13 protein-coding genes are annotated in these 19,467 nt (G+C 43.1%); 6 read left to right on the top strand and 7 right to left on the bottom strand.

Translation table 11 applies throughout. The features are described from left to right. Window positions 1-504: 504 nt before the first annotated feature. From C5469_RS16800 to C5469_RS16775, 6 genes are all read left to right on the top strand, one after another. Window positions 505-2,172, top strand: coding sequence for a ShlB/FhaC/HecB family hemolysin secretion/activation protein (locus C5469_RS16800; protein ID WP_166309089.1), 1,668 nt, complete (start codon window positions 505-507; stop codon window positions 2,170-2,172). Between the two features lie 61 nt (window positions 2,173-2,233). After that, on the top strand, window positions 2,234-6,676 hold the full coding sequence (locus C5469_RS16795) for a hemagglutinin repeat-containing protein (protein WP_166309086.1): 4,443 nt from the start codon (window positions 2,234-2,236) through the stop codon (window positions 6,674-6,676). A gap of 189 nt (window positions 6,677-6,865) precedes the next feature. Then, window positions 6,866-7,861: an inner membrane protein YhjD gene (yhjD, locus tag C5469_RS16790; protein ID WP_166309083.1), complete on the top strand. Its 996-nt coding sequence runs from the start codon at window positions 6,866-6,868 to the stop codon at window positions 7,859-7,861. Window positions 7,862-7,915: 54 nt separating this feature from the next. After that, complete coding sequence (locus C5469_RS16785) at window positions 7,916-8,122, top strand: 2-hydroxymuconate tautomerase family protein (RefSeq protein WP_012776434.1); 207 nt, start codon at window positions 7,916-7,918, stop codon at window positions 8,120-8,122. 487 nt (window positions 8,123-8,609) lie between these two features. Beyond that, window positions 8,610-9,368 (top strand): 2OG-Fe dioxygenase family protein, encoded by a 759-nt coding sequence (locus C5469_RS16780; RefSeq protein WP_166309080.1) that lies wholly within the window; start codon window positions 8,610-8,612, stop codon window positions 9,366-9,368. Beyond that, window positions 9,368-10,258: a LysO family transporter gene (locus C5469_RS16775; protein ID WP_166309077.1), complete on the top strand. Its 891-nt coding sequence runs from the start codon at window positions 9,368-9,370 to the stop codon at window positions 10,256-10,258. The genes C5469_RS16780 and C5469_RS16775 overlap by 1 nt, the downstream gene beginning before the upstream one ends. A gap of 425 nt (window positions 10,259-10,683) precedes the next feature. Here the strand turns inward: C5469_RS16775 and C5469_RS16770 are convergent, their stop codons facing one another. The 7 genes from C5469_RS16770 to dppA all read right to left on the bottom strand — a co-directional run bounded on the left by C5469_RS16770 (window position 10,684) and on the right by dppA (window position 19,019). Further along, window positions 10,684-12,159, bottom strand: a complete 1,476-nt coding sequence (locus tag C5469_RS16770; RefSeq protein ID WP_166309074.1) for an insulinase family protein — start codon at window positions 12,157-12,159, stop codon at window positions 10,684-10,686. A 141-nt stretch (window positions 12,160-12,300) separates the two neighbouring features. Continuing rightward, window positions 12,301-13,035, bottom strand: a complete 735-nt coding sequence (locus tag C5469_RS16765) for a HAMP domain-containing protein (protein ID WP_166309071.1) — start codon at window positions 13,033-13,035, stop codon at window positions 12,301-12,303. Between the two features lie 216 nt (window positions 13,036-13,251). Next, window positions 13,252-14,271, bottom strand: a complete 1,020-nt coding sequence (gene dppF / locus C5469_RS16760; RefSeq protein ID WP_166309068.1) for a dipeptide ABC transporter ATP-binding subunit DppF — start codon at window positions 14,269-14,271, stop codon at window positions 13,252-13,254. After that, on the bottom strand, window positions 14,268-15,248 hold the full coding sequence (gene dppD, locus C5469_RS16755; RefSeq protein WP_166309065.1) for a dipeptide ABC transporter ATP-binding protein: 981 nt from the start codon (window positions 15,246-15,248) through the stop codon (window positions 14,268-14,270). Before dppD ends, dppF begins: the two co-directional genes overlap by 4 nt. A gap of 12 nt (window positions 15,249-15,260) precedes the next feature. Beyond that, on the bottom strand, window positions 15,261-16,163 hold the full coding sequence (gene dppC / locus C5469_RS16750; protein WP_166309062.1) for a dipeptide ABC transporter permease DppC: 903 nt from the start codon (window positions 16,161-16,163) through the stop codon (window positions 15,261-15,263). A gap of 11 nt (window positions 16,164-16,174) precedes the next feature. Continuing rightward, window positions 16,175-17,194 (bottom strand): dipeptide ABC transporter permease DppB, encoded by a 1,020-nt coding sequence (gene dppB / locus C5469_RS16745; RefSeq protein ID WP_166309059.1) that lies wholly within the window; start codon window positions 17,192-17,194, stop codon window positions 16,175-16,177. Between the two features lie 217 nt (window positions 17,195-17,411). Further along, window positions 17,412-19,019: a dipeptide ABC transporter periplasmic-binding protein DppA gene (gene dppA, locus C5469_RS16740; RefSeq protein ID WP_166309056.1), complete on the bottom strand. Its 1,608-nt coding sequence runs from the start codon at window positions 19,017-19,019 to the stop codon at window positions 17,412-17,414. Between the last annotated feature and the right edge of the window lie 448 nt (window positions 19,020-19,467).

Genomic DNA, 19,467 nt, shown 5'->3' with positions numbered 1-19,467 from the left:
TCCACCAATTTAACAATATTACGACAATTATTCCATTTAAGATTTAAGCGCTATCCCTTTCTATTATTCATTTCTATAAAAAATCACTCATAAAAACTATCACATTAGACATTATCATTTTTAAGCTAAATAACATCGGATATGAATTTATCTTATCATTACTTATTTGACTTAAAACCCAATTTCTTTAAAGATTTTCCTAATGAAATAATTCTATTATCCATCAAAATAACCCCCGGTTACTCATTCCACTTAAGTTAATTCATTAATAAGCAATAAAATAAGTGTTCTTATTAACTCATTATTATCCGAATAACCAACTAATTGAAATTTCTAATAGAAAATCGAGATATAACAGAAACGCAAGTCGTTAATCAGAGCATGATATAACCCGGAATATGCTTTAATAAATCATAAATTAGCCAATATGTATGCAATTACCATTAGGCTACCAACCCATATTTATGTTTTATGGAATAAAATATCATCTTTATCGGTGAATGTATGATAAAAAGAATATCTATTTTAATATTGTGTTCTATTTCCTACCAAATAACCGCTTCACCCGCAGAGATAAATGATAATCTGCCGATGACAGAAGCCAGGAGAACGTTGCAAGAGAGTTCTCGGGAAATTAACCAATTAATAGAACAACGCCGATATCAGCAATTAAAACAGCAGGCTAGTACCGTCCCCGAATCAACGCCTGTGCCTGCATTGCCGGAATCCAGGCAGTGCCTGCCATTAACCGGTGTTTACCTTAAAGGGATTTCTCTTCTCTCTGCACGAGATTTAAATACTCTCAGCGCTTTGTCCCCAGAGTGTATCAGTAGTCATGATATTAACCGGCTCAGCCATGAGCTTACTCGTCTCTATATCAGTAAAGGCTATATCACTGCCCGTATTCAATTTATTGCTCCCGATGCAGATGGAGAGTTAGGGCTAAATGTTGTTGAAGGGTTTATTGAGAAAATCGAAGGCGGTGATCGTTGGGTTAATAGCAGTATGTTGTTCCCCGGTCTGGAAAAACAGCCTCTTAATATCACGCAGCTTGATCAAGGTTTAGATCAGGCTAATCGGTTACAGTCCAATAAAACCACACTGGATATTTTACCGGGGACAGTGAACGGCGGTTCAGTCATTAAACTGCATAATCAGCACAGTAAACCTTGGTTGCTGAATATCATTACCGATAATTATGGGCAGAAAAGTACCGGGAAATGGCTGGCTCGCACAAATGCAAGTTTCGATAGCCCATTTGGTTTATCTGACTTTATTAGCTTGAATGTCAGCAGCACGTTGGATAGCCCATCCAATCGCTACAGTCGCGCGGCAACCCTTCTCTATTCAGTACCCTACGGTGCAGCAACATTCAGTGGATTTGGCAGTTATTCCCAATATGCCAGCCATCCCCATTTGCAAAACAAAACCGTAAAAATCTATGGGAATACTCAGCAAGTTGGCATGCGTTCTGATTTTGCCTTCTATCGTAATCAATCTCAGATTAATACTGTCAGCGGGCAACTTATTTATAAGAATTACAACAATTATATTGATGACGCCAAGATTGGTGTCAGCAGTCAGACACTGAGTGTATTTGAACTCGGTGTGAATCATTTACAAATTATCCCCACCGGTTTAATCACTCTGAATCTGAGTGTTGAACAGGGTTTACCCTGGTTCGGTGCACAAACCGTCACGACTTATCTTGATAAACAATTCACCAAAGGTAAGTTGATGGTCAACCTGTATCAGCGGTTTACGTTATTCAACTCCCCTTATCAGCTCAATAACCTGTTTTATGGGCAATACAACCGGCGCAGCCTGCCCGGTGTCGAATGGCTGAATATCTCTGATCGAAATGCGGTACGGGGATTTAGCAAAAATACGCTATCCGGCGATAACGGCTGGTATCTGCAAAATACGCTGTCCCGCACGTTCCCAATGGCCAACAGTACATTATCAATGCGTATCGGTATTGATGTCGGCCAAGTTCAAGGCTATCGCAGCCCTCAAGGCTGGCAAAGTAGTGCGGGTATAAGCACCGGAGCCACGTTGAGATACCAACGCATGGTGTTCGATATCGAAGCCAGTCGCGGGAAATGGCTTTCCAACCGCAAAGCCGTTGATGAACCCGTTCAAGTCTTAACCCGTTTTTCTTACACCTTTTGATGGTCTTAAGCAGTACCCAATGTTGTGCACACAAATATAAATAATATATAGAGACTCATGTATGAAAAATAAAAAATTCAAGTTATCTCCTACTGGCAAACTTGCCGCGTCCATGGCAATCATCCTTGTGTCCTGTTCTACCAGCTTTGCCAATGAAATCGTTGGTGGTGGCGATCCGGCACATCGTCCCGATATTTTAGCTATCGAAGGTAAAGCAACGGTTGTAAATATCGTGCCCCCTTCTGCTTCCGGGCTGTCACATAACCAATATTTGGATTATAACGTCGGCCATGCAGGTGCCGTTCTGAATAACGCTTTGGAGGATGGCCAATCACAATTAGCAGGCCAACTCGCGGCTAACCCCAATCTAAATGGCCAGGCCGCCAGTCTGATTCTGAATGAAGTTATCAGCCGGAACCCTTCCCTGTTATTAGGGCAACAGGAAGTTTTTGGCATAGCCGCAGATTATGTGTTGGCAAATCCGAACGGCATTACATGTAATGGATGTGGTTTTATCAATACCAACCAAGCTTCTCTGGTCGTTGGTAATCCACTGGTGGAACAAGGCAATCTGCAAGGTTTTAACACCTTTGATAATCAGAATAGCTTGAAGATTAAATCAGATGGTTTAACCGCCAACGCGGTTCTTAATCTCATTGCACCAAAAATTGATAACCGGGGAACCGTCAAGGCTCAAAAAGAGATTAACGCTATCAGTGGGGCGAATAAAATCTCAGCCACAAGAGAAGTGCTTAACTCTCAACAAGAGCTGACTGGAGTACTGGATAGCTATTATCTCGGCAGTATGCAAGCCGGACGTATTCATCTGCTCAATACAGCAAAAGGCAGCGGGGTTAATCTACAAGGTTCTCTTACTGCCAGTGACGAGATTATTGTGAATTCTCATGGCAACCTTAATTTAGAAGCCGCACACCTACAAGGTGGAAATGTTGATCTCTTGGGCAATAATATTCAGGTAAAAGGCCAAGTCAGCGAATCGAAATATCATCGTGACGGTAGTAATAATTACCAAACTCTTTTCAATGAACGTTATACACATGACAGTAAAAGCAGCCAATCACTTACCCGGACTAAATTGGCAGGCAAAAATATCTCATTGGTTGCTAATAACAATAACCAAATCACAGCCACTGATATAGTGGGTGACGATGTTAATCTCAGTGGAGCCAATCTGACTTTAGATGGACAGCAATTAATGCAATCCACTAAGAATATTAATAACCAACGGGGTTACTCCTGGCGACACGATGTGACTCAAGAGAGTGAAAAACAGCATCAGGAAAGAAACAATATTCAGGCCAAAAAAAGTGTGGCTTTAAACGCGACGGAAGGTGATATTAAGATCCTTGGCAGCAAAATAGATGTTAAAGATAAACTGACTATTACAGCGGAAAAAGGTGTCCACATTGCCGGTCTGACTGAAACAGAAAAAACCACAGAAACAGGTTATAAAAAAAATCACACGGCTAAATTGCAAACAGGACATTGGGAAGAGAGTAAACAAACTCAGCGTCTGATTGCCAGTGAATTACAAGCAGTAACTGATCTTAATATTAAAGCAGGAACCCAAGCTAACATTCTTGGCGCGAAAATCCACGCAGGTCAAAATATGACCGTGAGTGCCGGTCAAGAACTGCAAATCAATGTTCAGAAAATCGCTGACAGCCATGCTGTACGTGATGATAAGAAATATTGGGGCGGTATCGGCGGTGGCGGTAATAAAGACAACAGCGAGTTGAAAGAAACCAGTCATGCCTCTGAACTGACGGCTAATGGGAGTTTATTGCTGTCAGGCCAAGAGGGTATATCTATCACCGGCAGCAAAGTAAAAGCGGTTAAAGGTGCTTTTGTTCATGCCAATAGTGGCGAGTTAACGATCGATAATGCGGTCAGCCATCTCAATCAGAACATTGATGAACGAACGGGTACGGTATTCAACATTACCAACGGCTCACAAAAAACCAACAACAAACAACAGAAATCCCATGGCAGTGAGTTAGTTTCTGAGGCGGATCTCAAATTACTCGGTGATGAAGATTTCAATGTTGTTGGCAGTCAGGTAAAAAGTGCTGGCGCTCTCGACCTAAAGACATCCGGTAATATTAAGGTACGCTCTTATGGCGAACAGCAACAGGTTGATAAACAAAACACCTCTTTAGATCTGCAAAGTCAGTTCCAACAAAAGACGGATAAGCAGTATCGTGCTGGCGTGGGGATTGAACATACCAGTAACACCCAGAAAAATCAGACGATAATCCAGAAAGCATCCACCTTGAGCGGAGGAAGTATCACTATCGATACGGATAAGGATGTCACCCTCAGCGGTTCCAATCTGGTGACAACTAAGGGTGATGCGAAGATCACCGGCGCAAATGTTCATCTGTTAGCGGCAGAAGATAAAAAATCTGAAGAGACATTTCAGAGTAAAAAACACGTCGGTGTTTATCTCACCGGAGGAATAGATAAAGTTGGTTCCGGTGTTCACGGTGGCTATGAAGGTAATAACAGCGCTCATACCAATAGTACCGCCGTGGTTTCTGGTTCTCAGATCGCAGGTGATCTGAATATCAAAGCCAATGGTGAATTGGTTCAGGAAGGCACGAACCATAAAGTCAGTGGCACTTACACTGCTGAGGCGGGCAAAGTCAGCAATTTGGCCGTCACCAATACTGAATCCCATTCCAACAGTAAGTTACAGGTTGGCACCGATATTGGCGTCAATATAGATTACAGCGCTGTCACCCGCCCAGTTGAGAAAGCCGTGAAAGAACCTGCTAAAGCCGCGCTGGATGGCACATTCACCAAGAAAAGTACTCCCAATCTGGGAGCCGATCTGGCAGCCAACGGCAGTAGTATCCAGACAGAGAACAAAAAGTCCGAAGCCGTTGTGACATCTGTTCAGGCCAGCAATGTCGTCATTAAAACCAATGGCGAACTGTATGATCAAGGCACTCAATACCATGCCGACAAGGGTAACGTTACATTGGAAGCTGGCAACCACACCAGTGAAGCAGCACGGAATCACCACGAAAGTCGTCACAGTGAAACCAGTGGCAATGCTGACCTACGGGTTTATACCACAACCGGCGAAGATATCTCCGCGAATGGTAAAGGTAAAGGCGGCACCCAAAGCAGCTACACCTCCACAACCCAATCTGTTACCAGCCAGATTACCGCAGCCAATGACATTAATATCCGTGTCGCAAGGGATGCTGAATATCAAGGTACCTCTTTGAAGGCTGACACAGGCAAAACCAATATAGACGCTGGAGGTAATATCCGTTTTGATCATGCCACCAACAGCACAATGAAAACCACAACCGGCTATCACGGTGAAGCTTCTGCTAAAGGCGGAAACTCCCCAGAAGGCAAGAATATTCACATCGGTCTCGGCGGCAGTTACAACACAGATAGCAAAAATAGCAGTACAGCTCAGGTGAGTGAAATTGGCGGTCAGCAAGGTGTCAAACTGGAAGCAGGTAATAACCTGACGCTGAAAGGCTCGGCAGTGACAGGTAAACAGATCAACCTGAATGCTAAACAAGGTAATGTTGAGTTGGTATCTGCTCAAGATCGAGTAAACAACGATGGTTGGGAATTCAATCTGAAAGGCAACGGTGGTCATTCAAGCTCCATCAAAAAAGCGGAAGATGACAGTACAACTACCACCACAAAGCAGAACTTTGGCGGAGAACTAAAAGCCGGCGTTGATCGCTTGCAAGCAACAACTCAACACAATAGCCATATCAAAGGTGAAAATGTCGTCATCAACAGTGGCGGTGATACCACAATTAGCGGAGCACGGATAGACGCTGATCAAGTAACAGGTAACATTGGCGGTGACTTGCGGGTCGAAAGCCGTAAAGACACTGAACATGGATTGAATGTCGGTGTTGATGCGGGTCTTAATTATGCGAAAGAATCCAAAGTAACAAGTGACGACGTACCTAAAGATGAGGTAACGAAAGATACTGTACCTCAGGATGATTCGTCTAAAGATGATGTATCAAAAGACGATCCAGCTAAAAACCCAACCGAAGAGCCACAACAGAAAGGATTGCAGGAAAGGCTGACCTCTGCATTTAACGCTATCAATAATATTAAAGGTATTAATGGTGTTACAGGTAAATTCAAAGGCAATGTCGATATCAAAGATCAGGAAAGTGTCAGCGAACAATCAGCCATTTCCGGTAATCAGGGAGTTAATCTGGATGTAAAAGGAAATACACATCTGATCGGTGGGCAGATTGGTAGCGAGAAAGGCAATGTCATTCTTAATACCCAAAATGTAGAGCAACAATCTGTCACGGGTTATGACAATGGCAAAGGAGGTAACGTTGTATTACCTGATTCTGTGAGCGAAATTGTCAAAGCCGTTCAGGAAGGTGTATTGTCCGGCAAAATACCTTTGGTGAAAACCTATAGTAATGAAACAGAAAATGGTATAACTGATGGTGAAATAATCAATCGTAAGTCTCAGTGATCGGTTATGAGTTAATGTATCCATAAAAGATCCTTCTAATAGAGGATCTTTTTATTTAAACAGTAGGAAATAACGATTTCTTTTACTGACATAATACTTCTTCATCGTTTTTATGAATTGTTAATAATCATCTTAAAGTGGCACTATGAGATCATTCATATTTATCCAAGGTCACTATCGAGGCTATACATGCCAAATGAAGCAGAAAGACAGGAAATAGCAGAGCATCAGCCGGATAGGTTATCCAGAACACCTTTGGAGAAGGGAATTCATCACGGTAAGAAAGCCATTTCTCTGACGGTCAGAATAGGAAATTATATCCGCAATATTCCTGTCGTCTCTCACTTTATTCGTGCAACTCTGCGCTTTCATGATCGGATGGGTAATCAGTTTGGTGCCGCAATAACGTATTTTTCATTCTTATCACTTATCCCAATCTTGATGCTCTCTTTCGCTATTGCGGGTTTTATTCTGGCCTCTAATCCCGATTTACTGGCAAAACTGATCAATGGGATCGCAAACAGTATTAGTGATCCGACGCTCGCCAATACGCTGAAAAATAGTGTCGATGCCGCAATTAAACAACGTACTACGGTGGGATTAACCGGTTTAGCCATTGCACTTTATTCCGGTGTGAACTGGGTAAGTAATTTACGCCAGGCTATTCTCGCGCAATTTCACCCTGTTTGGCTGCGTAATCAGGAAGACGAAAAGAAGATCTATTTTAAATATATTCGTGATGCCATTTCTTTGATTGGGCTACTGTTAGCGCTGGTTATCACGCTGTCGCTGACCTCTATCGCAGGCTCTGCACAGGCAATCATCGTCGAAATATTAGGATTAAGCGGCATTGAGTGGCTGCGGCCATCCTGGTTCCTGATTGGCCTGGCAATTTCTATTGCAGCTAATTATTTGCTGTTCCTGTGGCTATTCTGGGTATTACCCCACCATCAGCCAGAACGCAAGGCGCTGTTGAAAGGGACGTTGATGGCAGCTATCGGCTTTGAAGTTATTAAATATATTATGACCATGACACTGCCTCGCCTCGCCAGTTCCCCTTCTGGTGCCGCATTCGGCTCTGTTATTGGTCTGATGACATTTTTCTATCTCTTTGCCCGTTTAACCCTGTTCTGCGCTGCCTGGATAGCCACAGCAGATAATAATCAGGATAAAAATACCGAATAAATGTGCCCTGGCAGATCCCATCTGCCAATAATAACCCGTGAAAAGGAGCTGTTTATGCCGTTTGTTAATATCAGAATTACTCGTGAAGGTGCTACAGCAGAACAAAAGAAGCAATTAATTGAAGGAGCCACCCAGTTACTGGTCGATGTATTGGGTAAAAATCCTGCAACGACCTTTGTTATTATTGATGAAGTCGAAACGGATAACTGGGGTATTGGCGGCCAGAATGTGACTGAACTTAGAGCCGCAGCTAAAAAATAGCTCGACTTTAGTATGATAAAGGCGGTATTTCCGCTAAAGTATCCTCGTAAAACGAGACAGGCATAGAGTTTTTTGATCTTATTGATTATTCCAATAATTCAATGAGATAGCTCTATTCCTGCTTATTTATTATGTCAGAAGTTTTTCCAAGATGGGCTTGTTCTTCTGCATATCCTATCGTCAAAAAGCCATCATCGACTCTCTCCAGTATTGGCCGACATTTACTGGTTATGCCTGCGTGAAACACAAGATTAAAAGAATCGACTGACTTTTATCCTACGTGATGTAATCCTTTCTTTATGTGACTAATTGAGTTACAGATACCAAATAAACATTAGTAGATCTGCTGAGTTTTGAGCGATTTTTTCCCCGTTTCTTGTTTTATTTTTAGTTATGTATTTGTTAGTTCAAAGTTAAAATAATTATAGACATAATATTCATTTTTGATATCATCACATTACAATAAAACATAAATTTTTTTAATAAAATGACTAAGAATAACTTGAAATCTGTAGGCTTCTCCCATTATCAACTAAATCTGGAGTATTCAGAGAAAGATAGAAGTAACTTATTAAATGAATTCAGCAAATTGGAACCCGACACTTACGCTCCTGCCAAAGTTTCCCGATTCCGTCGGTATGGAAATGCCATAATTATTCCATGGTTAAAAGAACCTGAGTTGCATTGGTTACCAACAGTAAAGGATGATAACGGTAATAATTTATCTGGTTATGATCAAGGAGGTAACAATCCAGAACATAAAAACATGAGATATTTTAGGGCATTAAGTGATGAAGTAAAAAATAATGCACTATTGGAGAATATAATTCTTGATGATTTTAAGAATACATTTGGACTAAGTAACCATTATCTACCCATATATGTTGGAATACACTTTGTTAAGGTAAAGTGTTCGGATAATAAGCTACCCGGATTTAGTTCTCCTGACTGTTTCCACCAAGACGGTGAGCCTTTTACGTTTGCTCATTTAATAAATAGAAGTGAAAATATCGATGGCGGAATAAATTATATAGGAAAAGTTTCAGCCAGGAATAAAAAAATAGAAGAGGTTAGTAACGACGAAATAATCAGTCAGTTTACATTAGAAAATTTCCTAGAGAGTTTCGCGGTATGCGACGAATTAGTCAGCCATTATATCTCTCATATTACGTTAAAAGAAGACGGTGGCGAGTCAGAAAGGAGCATGATCCTTATAGACTTCTCAATGACTAAACAGGATATATAATGAAGGAGTCAATCACTTCAATTCTTATTATCTGTTTTTTACTGGCTCTAGGTTTTTTTCTTGGTAAATTAATCAAGGAAAATATCAAGGCAAAGTTAGTAGGAAGCATAACTATGATAGTTATGATTCTACTTTTTATGATGGGAATTGAATTAGGTGAAGTTTTCATAAATAGTAACCTGGGAACATCAATTATCATTGAATCCATAGTGTTATCTTCTTTAATATCAATATCAACATTCTTGATATTATTTAAAAGAAAACTTTGCCAGATTGAAAAAAAAGGGAAACAATCATTCTTAGATCCATTTATTGGGTGTTTTAAAGCTATAATGTTTTTCTGCTTAGGCGTTTTAGTTTATAAGTTTACAAATTTATCCTTGGCAGAATACAATATCTCAAGTAATTATGCGTTATACACGTTGATATTACTTGTAGGGTTAGATTTGGTTAATTTTAGTTTTAAGGATATAAGAATTAATCATATTAAAATCCCTATTTTCACTATCGCTGGTACTGTTATTGGCGCGCTGATGTTTTCTATGTTGACTGACTATTCTATCAGTGAGTCTATGTTAATATCTAGTGGATATGGGTGGTTTTCATTATCTGGACCTATGGTGACATCAATGACAAATCCTCATTATGGATCTTTGTCTTTCATGACTGATCTATTTAGAGAAATATTTAGTATATTCTTCCTTTATTTTCTTGGGAAAAGTTATCCTCAAGGAGCAATAGGGATATCTGGTGCGGCAGCATTAGACTCAGCTTTACCATTTATTAAAGAAAATTGTACTAATGAGGATATTAAATATGCAATCGCAAGTGGATTTGTACTAACGTTGTTAGCGCCATTATTTATATCCGTATTTGTTGGACTAGTTTGATTTTTGTAACTCTTCGCTCTTCTTCTTATTTTAAGAAGAAGAGCATGCTATTGCTATAACCATATTTATTCTGTAAGCAAAATATAACCTTTGCGGTGTCAGTGGTGTTATTAACCCTGCCCTTCTCTAACAAGATATTGTGATCTGCTTGAAACGCATTGTGAAATGCCGATGTAGTTTGTTTTAGGGAAGGTATCCTGGAGAAATACTAGAATGCCACACATCGGGGACATTTTTATCTTTATCAACCAAAAGTTAAAGGCAGAAAAAACCACCGTTTGAAGGATCGCAACCTACGCCCGTCACTGGAGAACAAGGACGAGCGTCAGGCCCGATGCCATGGCTGATATTCACAAATACAACACAATATACAGCCCGACAGATAATGAAAATCTACAGCCGAAGGATGCTGTTTTCTATACCTTTCAAGATTCCGGTTTGGATACCGGCGGTTGTGCCGGAGGATCAACCTTATGCGATGCAGGCAACATTATCTGATCAAAGCTATCTCTTAACTGGTTCACATCCATCTCTGTCTCCCCTTTTGGCTGAATTAGAACAAACGCAACTTCTTGCGAAAGGATCTGGTTTAACTCACGGTTAAGCATTTCAGGTGTCAAGGAAGCCAAAAATGCTTGCCTCAAACGCTGATACTGTTCAGGGGCAATATCCACAACATTGCTCTGTTGGGACAAAAGACGCTGATTAATCAGAATATCCGTGCTGGTATGACCATACATGGCAAATAATTGCTTGAGCTGTGTCTGTTTCTGCGCATACAACTCATCAAACTGCCCTTTCGGTAATCCCTTATCACGCAATGTCACCAATTCAGCCGCCAGATATTCCATTGCTGGCTTTAGATTACCTGCCGTAGTATTGAGATTCAGAGCGCAACTCGCACGCTGATACTGAACTTTGCAGTCCAATCCCAATTTCAGCGCCTTATCATTTTTTTTCTCAAGCCCAAGTTGCAGGTAGCGATAAAGTGCCTCTCGGGTAATATCACTAATCCAATAATGGCTAAGCACTTGTGAATCATTAATCGGCTGCCAGTTAAGATCCCAAATCAGGGATAAGGTATCTTCTTTATTTTTATCGCTAATGATCCCAATTGTCTCCGGTTTCATTGGTGACAATGTTGCGACAGTCGCTGGAGTATGACGTTTGCCTTTCAATGATGAAAACGCCTGGCCGATATTTTCCGGTAGAGTACGGCTATCCACGTGGCCCGCCACATACAGCGTCATCATATCAGGGGTATACCACTGCCGGTAAAATTGCTTAAGTTTATCCAAATCGACAGGATGAGCTGCGCTCTGAGCCGGATCATGCCCTAACAAGGTTGAACCTTTCAGACGTCTACGCCACACCGGGTCTTGTATATCCGGTGGATAAGTTGCTACCGATGTATCGGTCATTTTCATGGCATGTTGCAGGGTTTCTGGCGTAAACGCCGTTTTACCCGCAGCATCAGCCAACCAACTCAACGCACTTTTCAATAGTTCAGGACGGTTATGTGGCAAACTCAAGCTATAGAGGGTGAAATCATATGAAACAATAGCAGGAGGCAGCGGATATTTCGGATCAATGGCACTGTTCCATAGCTGTTCCAGTTTCGCAGAAGATAAACTTTTACTGCTGAACAACGCTATTTTAGGAATCAACCAGGTATAACCTGCTTGTTGGGTCTTCTCCGCTAGCGAGCCTGTTTTCACTACCAGACGCAACTGTATTCTGTCGTTAGGACGTTGTGGAGTCTGTAAAATTTGCCAGTTAAAACCGTTCTCCAGTTTACCCTGTTTCCAGGCAGGGTCAGGTTGCAGGACTTCTGCCTGCGTCTGGCCTGCAACGACCAGCATTATCCCACCAATAAAATAACGAATTTTCGTACCCTGCATGTGAACCCCTATACGATGTCTATCCTTGGTTTTAGCCTTCTATTGATAACGGAATATGTTCCCCTTGACCAATAATAACGGCAACAAAAGCAAAAACCTGAATTTTAGCAGGCAAGATCCTGTCAGGATTATAACTGAGGGTTAGACCTCAAACCGCCCCGAATGGTTTCTTGATGACGGAAATTTATGCTTATCAAATTGACGATTATATCCCCTGATCAGCAGGCCCAGTTCATCATCCTGATGGTGTTTAGGGCAAGTCATTGGCTCCGGTGGTTGATCGTTATTAAGATCCCGTGCAATGTCGCGCAATGGGTGCACAATAATCCGGTTGATACACCAGCTTATTGATATCGTAAGAATAAGCGCTAGCAATAAATAAGCTGTCAGCATCAGTGCCAATGTATTAATAGCAAAACGATATACCCGGTTAGAATCCACCTGCAAAATCAAATGCCCTAACGGTTTGGCATTTGCTGGTACTGAGCCATACGCATAAAGAGGAATGCTCACTTCGACCGGTATCCCAAAAACACGTTTAGCCAGTTCGGGAATCGGGCGATGGGTGGCAAAATTCAATCGTATCACCCGGATATCTTCCGGTAACACCACATCTGCCCGCCCTAAAATACCCGCTGTACGCAGCCCTATCAGCAACTCCTTTGCCTTACTGAGATCAGAACTGAGCAGTGCTTCCGTTAACGGTGCCTGCACCTGAACTGCTGCATTATTAAGCTGGCTGATATAATCATCTTTACGTTGCTGTATAAGATGGCACAACTGAATAGCAATAAAAATAGCAATGGTTACCAGCGTGACGCCGGTCACTGCGGCCATCTGTTTAATGGTTAACGAACGTTTGACGCGCAATTTCATTTTCACTCAAACCAATGCCTATAGGATATTGCTGTTATAACATGTCATCAATGGAATGGAGTATACTTGATTTTATCGCTAACGATCCCTGTTTCACTTATCCAAGTCGTTATTTTTCAGAAATAATTACCTTTAGCAACACATACAAATATTTAAATGGTGATAATGGTTAACCCATTATCACCAAAGATATTTTATTGAATAATTGCTAAACAATTATTCCACAGCAACATTTTCATCTTGATCAACCGCAAAACAAGCAATTAGTTGATCACCATGTTGATTCAGTTTTGGTTGCAACTGAGTACAAACGCTAAGTGCCCGGCGACAGCGGGCCGCAAATGCACAACCGGGTGGTGGATTCATTGGGCTTGGCAATTCACCTGTCAGTTTTATCCGTTCACGGCGTAATTCAGGATTCAGCCGTGGCGTTGCTGATAATAACGCTTGTGTATAGGGGTGACGTGGGTTACTGAAGATCATCTCCTTACTGCCTTTTTCCACACAGCGGCCAAGGTACATCACCATCACTTCATCAGCGATATGCTCGACCACAGATAAATCATGAGAAATAAAGACATAGGACAGTCCTAAATCTTGCTGCAAGTCCATCATAAGATTTAACACCTGTGCCCGCACCGATACATCCAGCGCAGAAACCGGCTCATCTGCAATCACCACATCCGGGTTCAACATCAGCCCACGGGCAATCGCAATTCGCTGACGCTGACCACCAGAGAACATGTGCGGGTAACGGCTGTAGTGTTCGGTTTTCAGCCCCACTTTCTCCATCATCTGCAACACCTTCTCTTTGCGCTCATGTGCACTCAGTTTGGTGTTGATTAGCAGTGGTTCCTCTAGGATCTGTCCAACTTTCTTACGTGGATTGAGTGAACCATAAGGATTTTGGAACACAATCTGTATTTTCTGGCGCCGTAGCTTTTCAGCTTCTTTATTTGGCACCAGTAAATCCTGTCCCTGATAATAAAGTTCACCTTCTGTTGGCTTTTCAATCATCGTCAGCAGCCGCCCTAGCGTGGATTTACCACAACCAGATTCACCAACAACTGCCAACGTTTTCCCTTTCTCCAGTTCGAAAGAGACACCATCCAGCGCTTTTACGGTACGGATAGGTGAAAAAAGTCCGCCTTTGATCGGGTAATACTTTTTCAGTTCTGTCGCTTTTAATAACGGTGCCGTCGATGTTTCTTGTTCCTGATAAATATGTTCACTCATATGGTCGGCCTCCCCGCATCATCTAACGGCATGTGACATTTCACCTGACGTTCCCTTACCCACCTTAATTCTGGCTCCATCTGACGACAATGATCATTGGCATATGGGCAGCGTGGATTCAGCAGGCAACCAACCGGTCGGTCATATTTCCCCGGCACAACGCCCGGTAAAGAGGCAAGACGAGATTTATCTATGGCGAATTCAGGTAATGCCCTGAGTAGCGCCTGAGTATACGGATGGCGTGGTGCCCGAAAGATTTCCGATGCTTTGCCGGATTCCACAACCTGCCCGGCATACATCACGATAATATGATGAGCCGCTTCCGCAACCAATGCCAAGTCATGGGTGATTAATACCAGTGCCATATTTTCCCGCTGTTGCAACTCCAACAACAGTTCAATAACTTGCGCCTGAATGGTGACATCCAAAGCTGTTGTCGGTTCATCAGCAATCAGTAATTTTGGTCGGCAAGCAATCGCCATTGCGATCATGACCCGTTGACTCATACCACCAGATAACTGATGCGGATAAACATCCAGACGCGATGCAGGATCGGGAATACCAACCAATGTCAGCAAATCAATCGACCGCTGGCGGCGGGTGCGACGATTTCCACCCTGATGTACTTTCAGCGCCTCCATTATCTGATACCCTACGGTATAACAGGGATTCAGACTGGTCATTGGGTCCTGGAATATCATGGCCACTTCCGCCCCGACCAATTGGCGGCGCTCTTTCTCGGAGATTTTGGTCAAATCACGCTGATTAAATTCCAGTTTGTCCGCCATCACCCTGCCGGGATAATCAATCAATCCCATCACGGCCAATGAACTGACTGATTTACCGGAACCGGATTCTCCAACAATCCCGACAACCTGCCCCTGTTCAACACGGTAGCTGATGCGGTCAACGGCGCGGAATGGTGCTTCTTCGTCACCGAAGTGGACCGATAATTTTTCTACATTTAACAGTTCCATTTCTCTACCTCGCTACTGCTTGAGTTTAGGATCAAGTGCATCACGCAAACCGTCACCCATCAGGTTAAATGCCAACACTGTCAGCAGAATTGCCAATCCTGGGAATGTCACCACCCACCAGGCACTTTGTGCAAACTGCAATACATCAGACAGCATCGTTCCCCATTCCGGTGTAGGTGGCTGCGCCCCCATCCCCAGAAAACCTAAAGCAGCCATATCAAGAATGGCATTAGAAAAACCCAAAGAAGCCTGCACAATCAACGGTGCCAGACAGTTAGGCAAGATATTGACAAACATCTGACGCATGGAACCGGCACCCACCACTTGTGAAGCCGTAACATAATCGCGGTTAACTTCCACCAGCACCGCAGCGCGGGTTAAACGAATGTAATGTGGCAGAGCGACAAAAGTCAGCGCCAGCGAAGCATTGACAATTGATGGGCCAAATATTGCTACCAACACCAGAGCCAACAGCAAGCTTGGCAGTGCCAGCATAATATCAACGATACGCATGATGATAATATCCACCACACCACCGAAGTAACCCGCCAGTACGCCCAGCATAACCCCCATCAACAGGGATAACACCACAACCAGACATCCCACCAGCAATGAAAGCCGGGCGCCATACATCAGACGTGAAAGCAAATCACGCCCTACATCATCGGTACCCAGAATAAATTGCCAGCTTCCTCCTTCTTGCCACACCGGTGGCGTCAGCAAGGAATCACGGAACTGCTCAGCCGCACCATGCGGAGCAAGTACCCCCGCCAACAGCGCAATGAGTAACATCAGTACAATATAAACCAGACCAACAACCGCCCCTTTATTGCGCTTGAAGTAATACCAGAACTCCTGTATCGGCGTCATAATCTTAGGCGCACTGTTTGCTACAGGCTCAGTCACTTGAGACATAATGTGCCCCCCTATTTCTTATGACGGATACGCGGGTTAACAATGCCATACAGCACGTCAACCACCAGATTCACCAAAATGATCATGATCGCTACCAGCAATACGCCTCCCTGCACCACCGGATAATCACGGCGTTGAAGGGCATCGATCAACCAGCGCCCAAGCCCCGGCCAAGAGAAGATAGTTTCAGTCAGGATTGCCCCCGCCAGCATAATACCCACCTGCAAGCCTATGACGGTCACAACTGGCAGCAATGCATTGCGCAGTGCATGCACTACAATCACCCGGATGCGGCTCAAACCTTTTGCGCGAGCAGTACGGATATAATCCTCACCCAGCACTTCCAACATAGAAGAGCGGGTCATACGGACAATGACCGCCAGTGGAATCGTCCCCAAGACAATAGCAGGCAAGATCATATGCATCATGGCATCTTTAAAATCGCCTTCTTCTCCCCAGATAAGGGTATCCATCAGCATGAAGCCCGTCAGTGGATAACTGTCATCCAGGAAAACGCTGTCGCTTATCCTGCCGGATACCGGAGTCAGATCCAATTGGACAGAGACCAACATAATCAACATGATCCCCCACCAGAAGATCGGCATGGAATATCCGGTTAGGGAAAGCCCTATCGCAGTATGATCAAAAACCGATCCACGTTTTACTGCGGCCAGTACTCCAACCGGAATACCCACAGCAATAGCGAACAGCATGGCGCATACCCCTAGTTCGAGGGTTGCTTTGAAACGGGGAACAAATTCTTCCCACACAGAGATGCGACTTTTCAGGGAGATACCAAGATCCCCGTGTAATACACCATTTACATAATGAAAGTATTGCTGCCAGAGTGGCTTATCCAACCCCATTTCAGCCATTAGTTGAGCATGGCGCTCAGCAGATATTCCACGTTCCCCAGCCATAATAGTCACCGGGTCTCCGGGGATCATATGGACAAAAGCAAAAGTCAGCAAAGTAATGCCGATAAACGTTGGGATCACTAACCCCAGACGTCGGAGTATGAACTGCAACATATCCCAAACTCTCTTTTTTTAAATGCCGGTTACAGCTCTCAGGCCGCTTGGCTTGATAAGGGGGAGGACTTTCCCCCTTTTCGCTCACAACTCAATGAACTTCCTGCCTCTACTTGTTTGTCAGCCTTTCCCCGGCGATAACTGATAGCCGGGGAAAAGTCGCCACCTCCATTAAAAAATCAGGAAGATGGCCTATCACAACCGAGTAAAAACAAGATTATTCAAGAGATACGTTGCTGAAAATATGTCTGCCCAGAGGATCAACGACATAACCTTTCACCTCTTTACGTACCGGTTCATAAACCGTGGAATGAGCGATAATCAGCGCCGGAACCTGTTCGTGCATCACAGCCTGAGCCTGTTTATAAAGCTCAACGCGTTTAGCATGCTCAGAAGCGATTCGTGCTGGCTGAATGACATCTTCAAACGGCTTGTAACACCATTTAGAGTAGTTGGAACCTCGCTGTTTGGCTGCACAGCTAAACAAAGTTGCGAAGAAGTTATCTGGGTCCCCATTGTCCCCCGTCCAACCCATCATCACAATCTGATGCTCACCATCTTTAGCCCGCTTTAGGTATTCCCCCCATTCATAGCTGACAATTTTGGCTTTAACACCAATTTTCGCCCAGTCAGCTTGAACCATTTCAGCCATACGGCGAGCATTCGGGTTATACGGTCGTTGTACTGGCATTGCCCACAAATCGATAGCAAAACCATCACTCATCCCCGCTTCCTTCAGTAACTGCTTCGCTTTTTCCGGAGAGTACGAGTAATCTTTAAGATCATTGTCGTAACTCCACATGGTTGGTGGGATCAGGTTTTTGGCTTTCTGACCAGCGCCTTGATAAACCGCATCAATAATAGCGTCTTTATTGACAGCCATTGCCAGCGCCTGGCGAACTTTGACGTTATCCAATGGCTTTTTGGTGACGTTGAAAGAAACATAACCGACATTCAGACCAGGCTGTTCCATCAAGACGATATCTTTATCCTTCTTCATGCGGGCAATATCCGCTGGATTTGGATATGGCATGATCTGACATTCATTTTTCTGTAATTTTGCATAACGAACGGATGCATCAGGAGTAATAGAGAAAACTAGCCGGTCAACTTTGGCTTTATCTCCCCAGTACTCTTTGAAAGCTTTATACAGAATGCGAGAATCTTTCTGATATTGCAGCAACTGGAACGGGCCTGTACCAATTGGATTCAGGTCGACTTTCTCCGGCGTACCGGCTTTCATCATCTTATCCGCATATTCGGCTGACAGAATAGAGGCAAAATCCATTCCTAAGTCAGCCAAGAATGGTGCTTCTGGGCGGCTCAGTTCAATCCGGACCGTATAATCGTCTACTTTTTCAACTTTATTGATCATCTCACTCATACCCATACCAATAAAATACTCATAGCTGCCGCCTGACACCTTGTGGTATGGGTGGTTGGTATCTTTTTGCCGCATGAAAGTGTAGATCACATCATCAGCATTGAATTCTCGGCTTGGTTTGAACTCTTTGTTATCGTGCCACTTAACGCCTTTGCGCAGATGAAAAGTGTAAACTTTACCGTCATCACTAACATCCCATTTTTCAGCCAGACTCGGGATAATTTCAGTTTTACCTGTTTTGAAATCAACCAAACGGTTATACAGTGGTCTGGAGCTGGCATCATAAGTTGTACCCGCCGTGAACAGTTGTGGGTTAAATCCTTCTGGTGAGCCTTCAGAGCAGTAAACCAATGTTTTTGCCTGAATGCTGGCAGTGACGGCCAATGCAATTAAGCTGATCCCTAGCTTCAATAACCCTGTCTTTTTAGAGGAAGTTGTCATTCTCTTGCACTCCATTTGTGATGTTGTTGTGTACAGCGAGAACCTGAATTTTGTTTCAGGAACTGTGCTGTTTGGGGTTTTTTATTATTTTCAGCTTATCAATTAAACAACTGTTGTCTCTTGCGTCAATAAGATCTCAACAGATGTCATAAGCAACAGGAAAACACAAAGGAAACCTATTATTAACATAATTAGCACAAAAACATGACACAATGCACATTTTGCAGCCAAAAAGACCATAATAAGGTGATGGTTATAGCATGAGTAACTATTAACCCATACGCAAAATTTGCGGTTAAATGCTTAAATAGTAAACTATTGTTTCAGTAGGAAAGGTAAAAACTGGCACAAAATATTGTATGCCGAATAAAATTGGCACCTAAAAGTGAATCAAATAAGTGTAATACTAATCATGTAAATCAATATAAAAACCTGTTAGTAGTCTATC

It is taken from the genome of Photorhabdus cinerea, assembly GCF_011189575.1.
In the GTDB taxonomy this organism is placed as follows: Bacteria; Pseudomonadota; Gammaproteobacteria; order Enterobacterales; family Enterobacteriaceae; genus Photorhabdus; species Photorhabdus cinerea.
The sequence above is the reverse complement of the archived record's forward strand: the minus strand, read 5'-3'. Positions and strand labels throughout refer to the sequence as shown.

What these genes read in the sequence shown, in the direction of transcription:
- C5469_RS16795 (WP_166309086.1), top strand. Translation starts at nt 2,234, where the DNA reads ATGAAAAATAAAAAATTCAAGTTATCTCCTACTGGCAAACTTGCCGCG.
- C5469_RS16775 (WP_166309077.1), top strand. Translation starts at nt 9,368, where the DNA reads ATGAAGGAGTCAATCACTTCAATTCTTATTATCTGTTTTTTACTGGCT.
- dppF (WP_166309068.1), bottom strand. Translation starts at nt 14,271, where the DNA reads ATGAGTGAACATATTTATCAGGAACAAGAAACATCGACGGCACCGTTA.
- C5469_RS16765 (WP_166309071.1), bottom strand. Translation starts at nt 13,035, where the DNA reads ATGAAATTGCGCGTCAAACGTTCGTTAACCATTAAACAGATGGCCGCA.
- dppD (WP_166309065.1), bottom strand. Translation starts at nt 15,248, where the DNA reads ATGGAACTGTTAAATGTAGAAAAATTATCGGTCCACTTCGGTGACGAA.
- C5469_RS16770 (WP_166309074.1), bottom strand. Translation starts at nt 12,159, where the DNA reads ATGCAGGGTACGAAAATTCGTTATTTTATTGGTGGGATAATGCTGGTC.
- dppA (WP_166309056.1), bottom strand. Translation starts at nt 19,019, where the DNA reads ATGACAACTTCCTCTAAAAAGACAGGGTTATTGAAGCTAGGGATCAGC.
- yhjD (WP_166309083.1), top strand. Translation starts at nt 6,866, where the DNA reads ATGCCAAATGAAGCAGAAAGACAGGAAATAGCAGAGCATCAGCCGGAT.
- C5469_RS16780 (WP_166309080.1), top strand. Translation starts at nt 8,610, where the DNA reads ATGACTAAGAATAACTTGAAATCTGTAGGCTTCTCCCATTATCAACTA.
- C5469_RS16785 (WP_012776434.1), top strand. Translation starts at nt 7,916, where the DNA reads ATGCCGTTTGTTAATATCAGAATTACTCGTGAAGGTGCTACAGCAGAA.
- dppC (WP_166309062.1), bottom strand. Translation starts at nt 16,163, where the DNA reads ATGTCTCAAGTGACTGAGCCTGTAGCAAACAGTGCGCCTAAGATTATG.
- dppB (WP_166309059.1), bottom strand. Translation starts at nt 17,194, where the DNA reads ATGTTGCAGTTCATACTCCGACGTCTGGGGTTAGTGATCCCAACGTTT.
- C5469_RS16800 (WP_166309089.1), top strand. Translation starts at nt 505, where the DNA reads ATGATAAAAAGAATATCTATTTTAATATTGTGTTCTATTTCCTACCAA.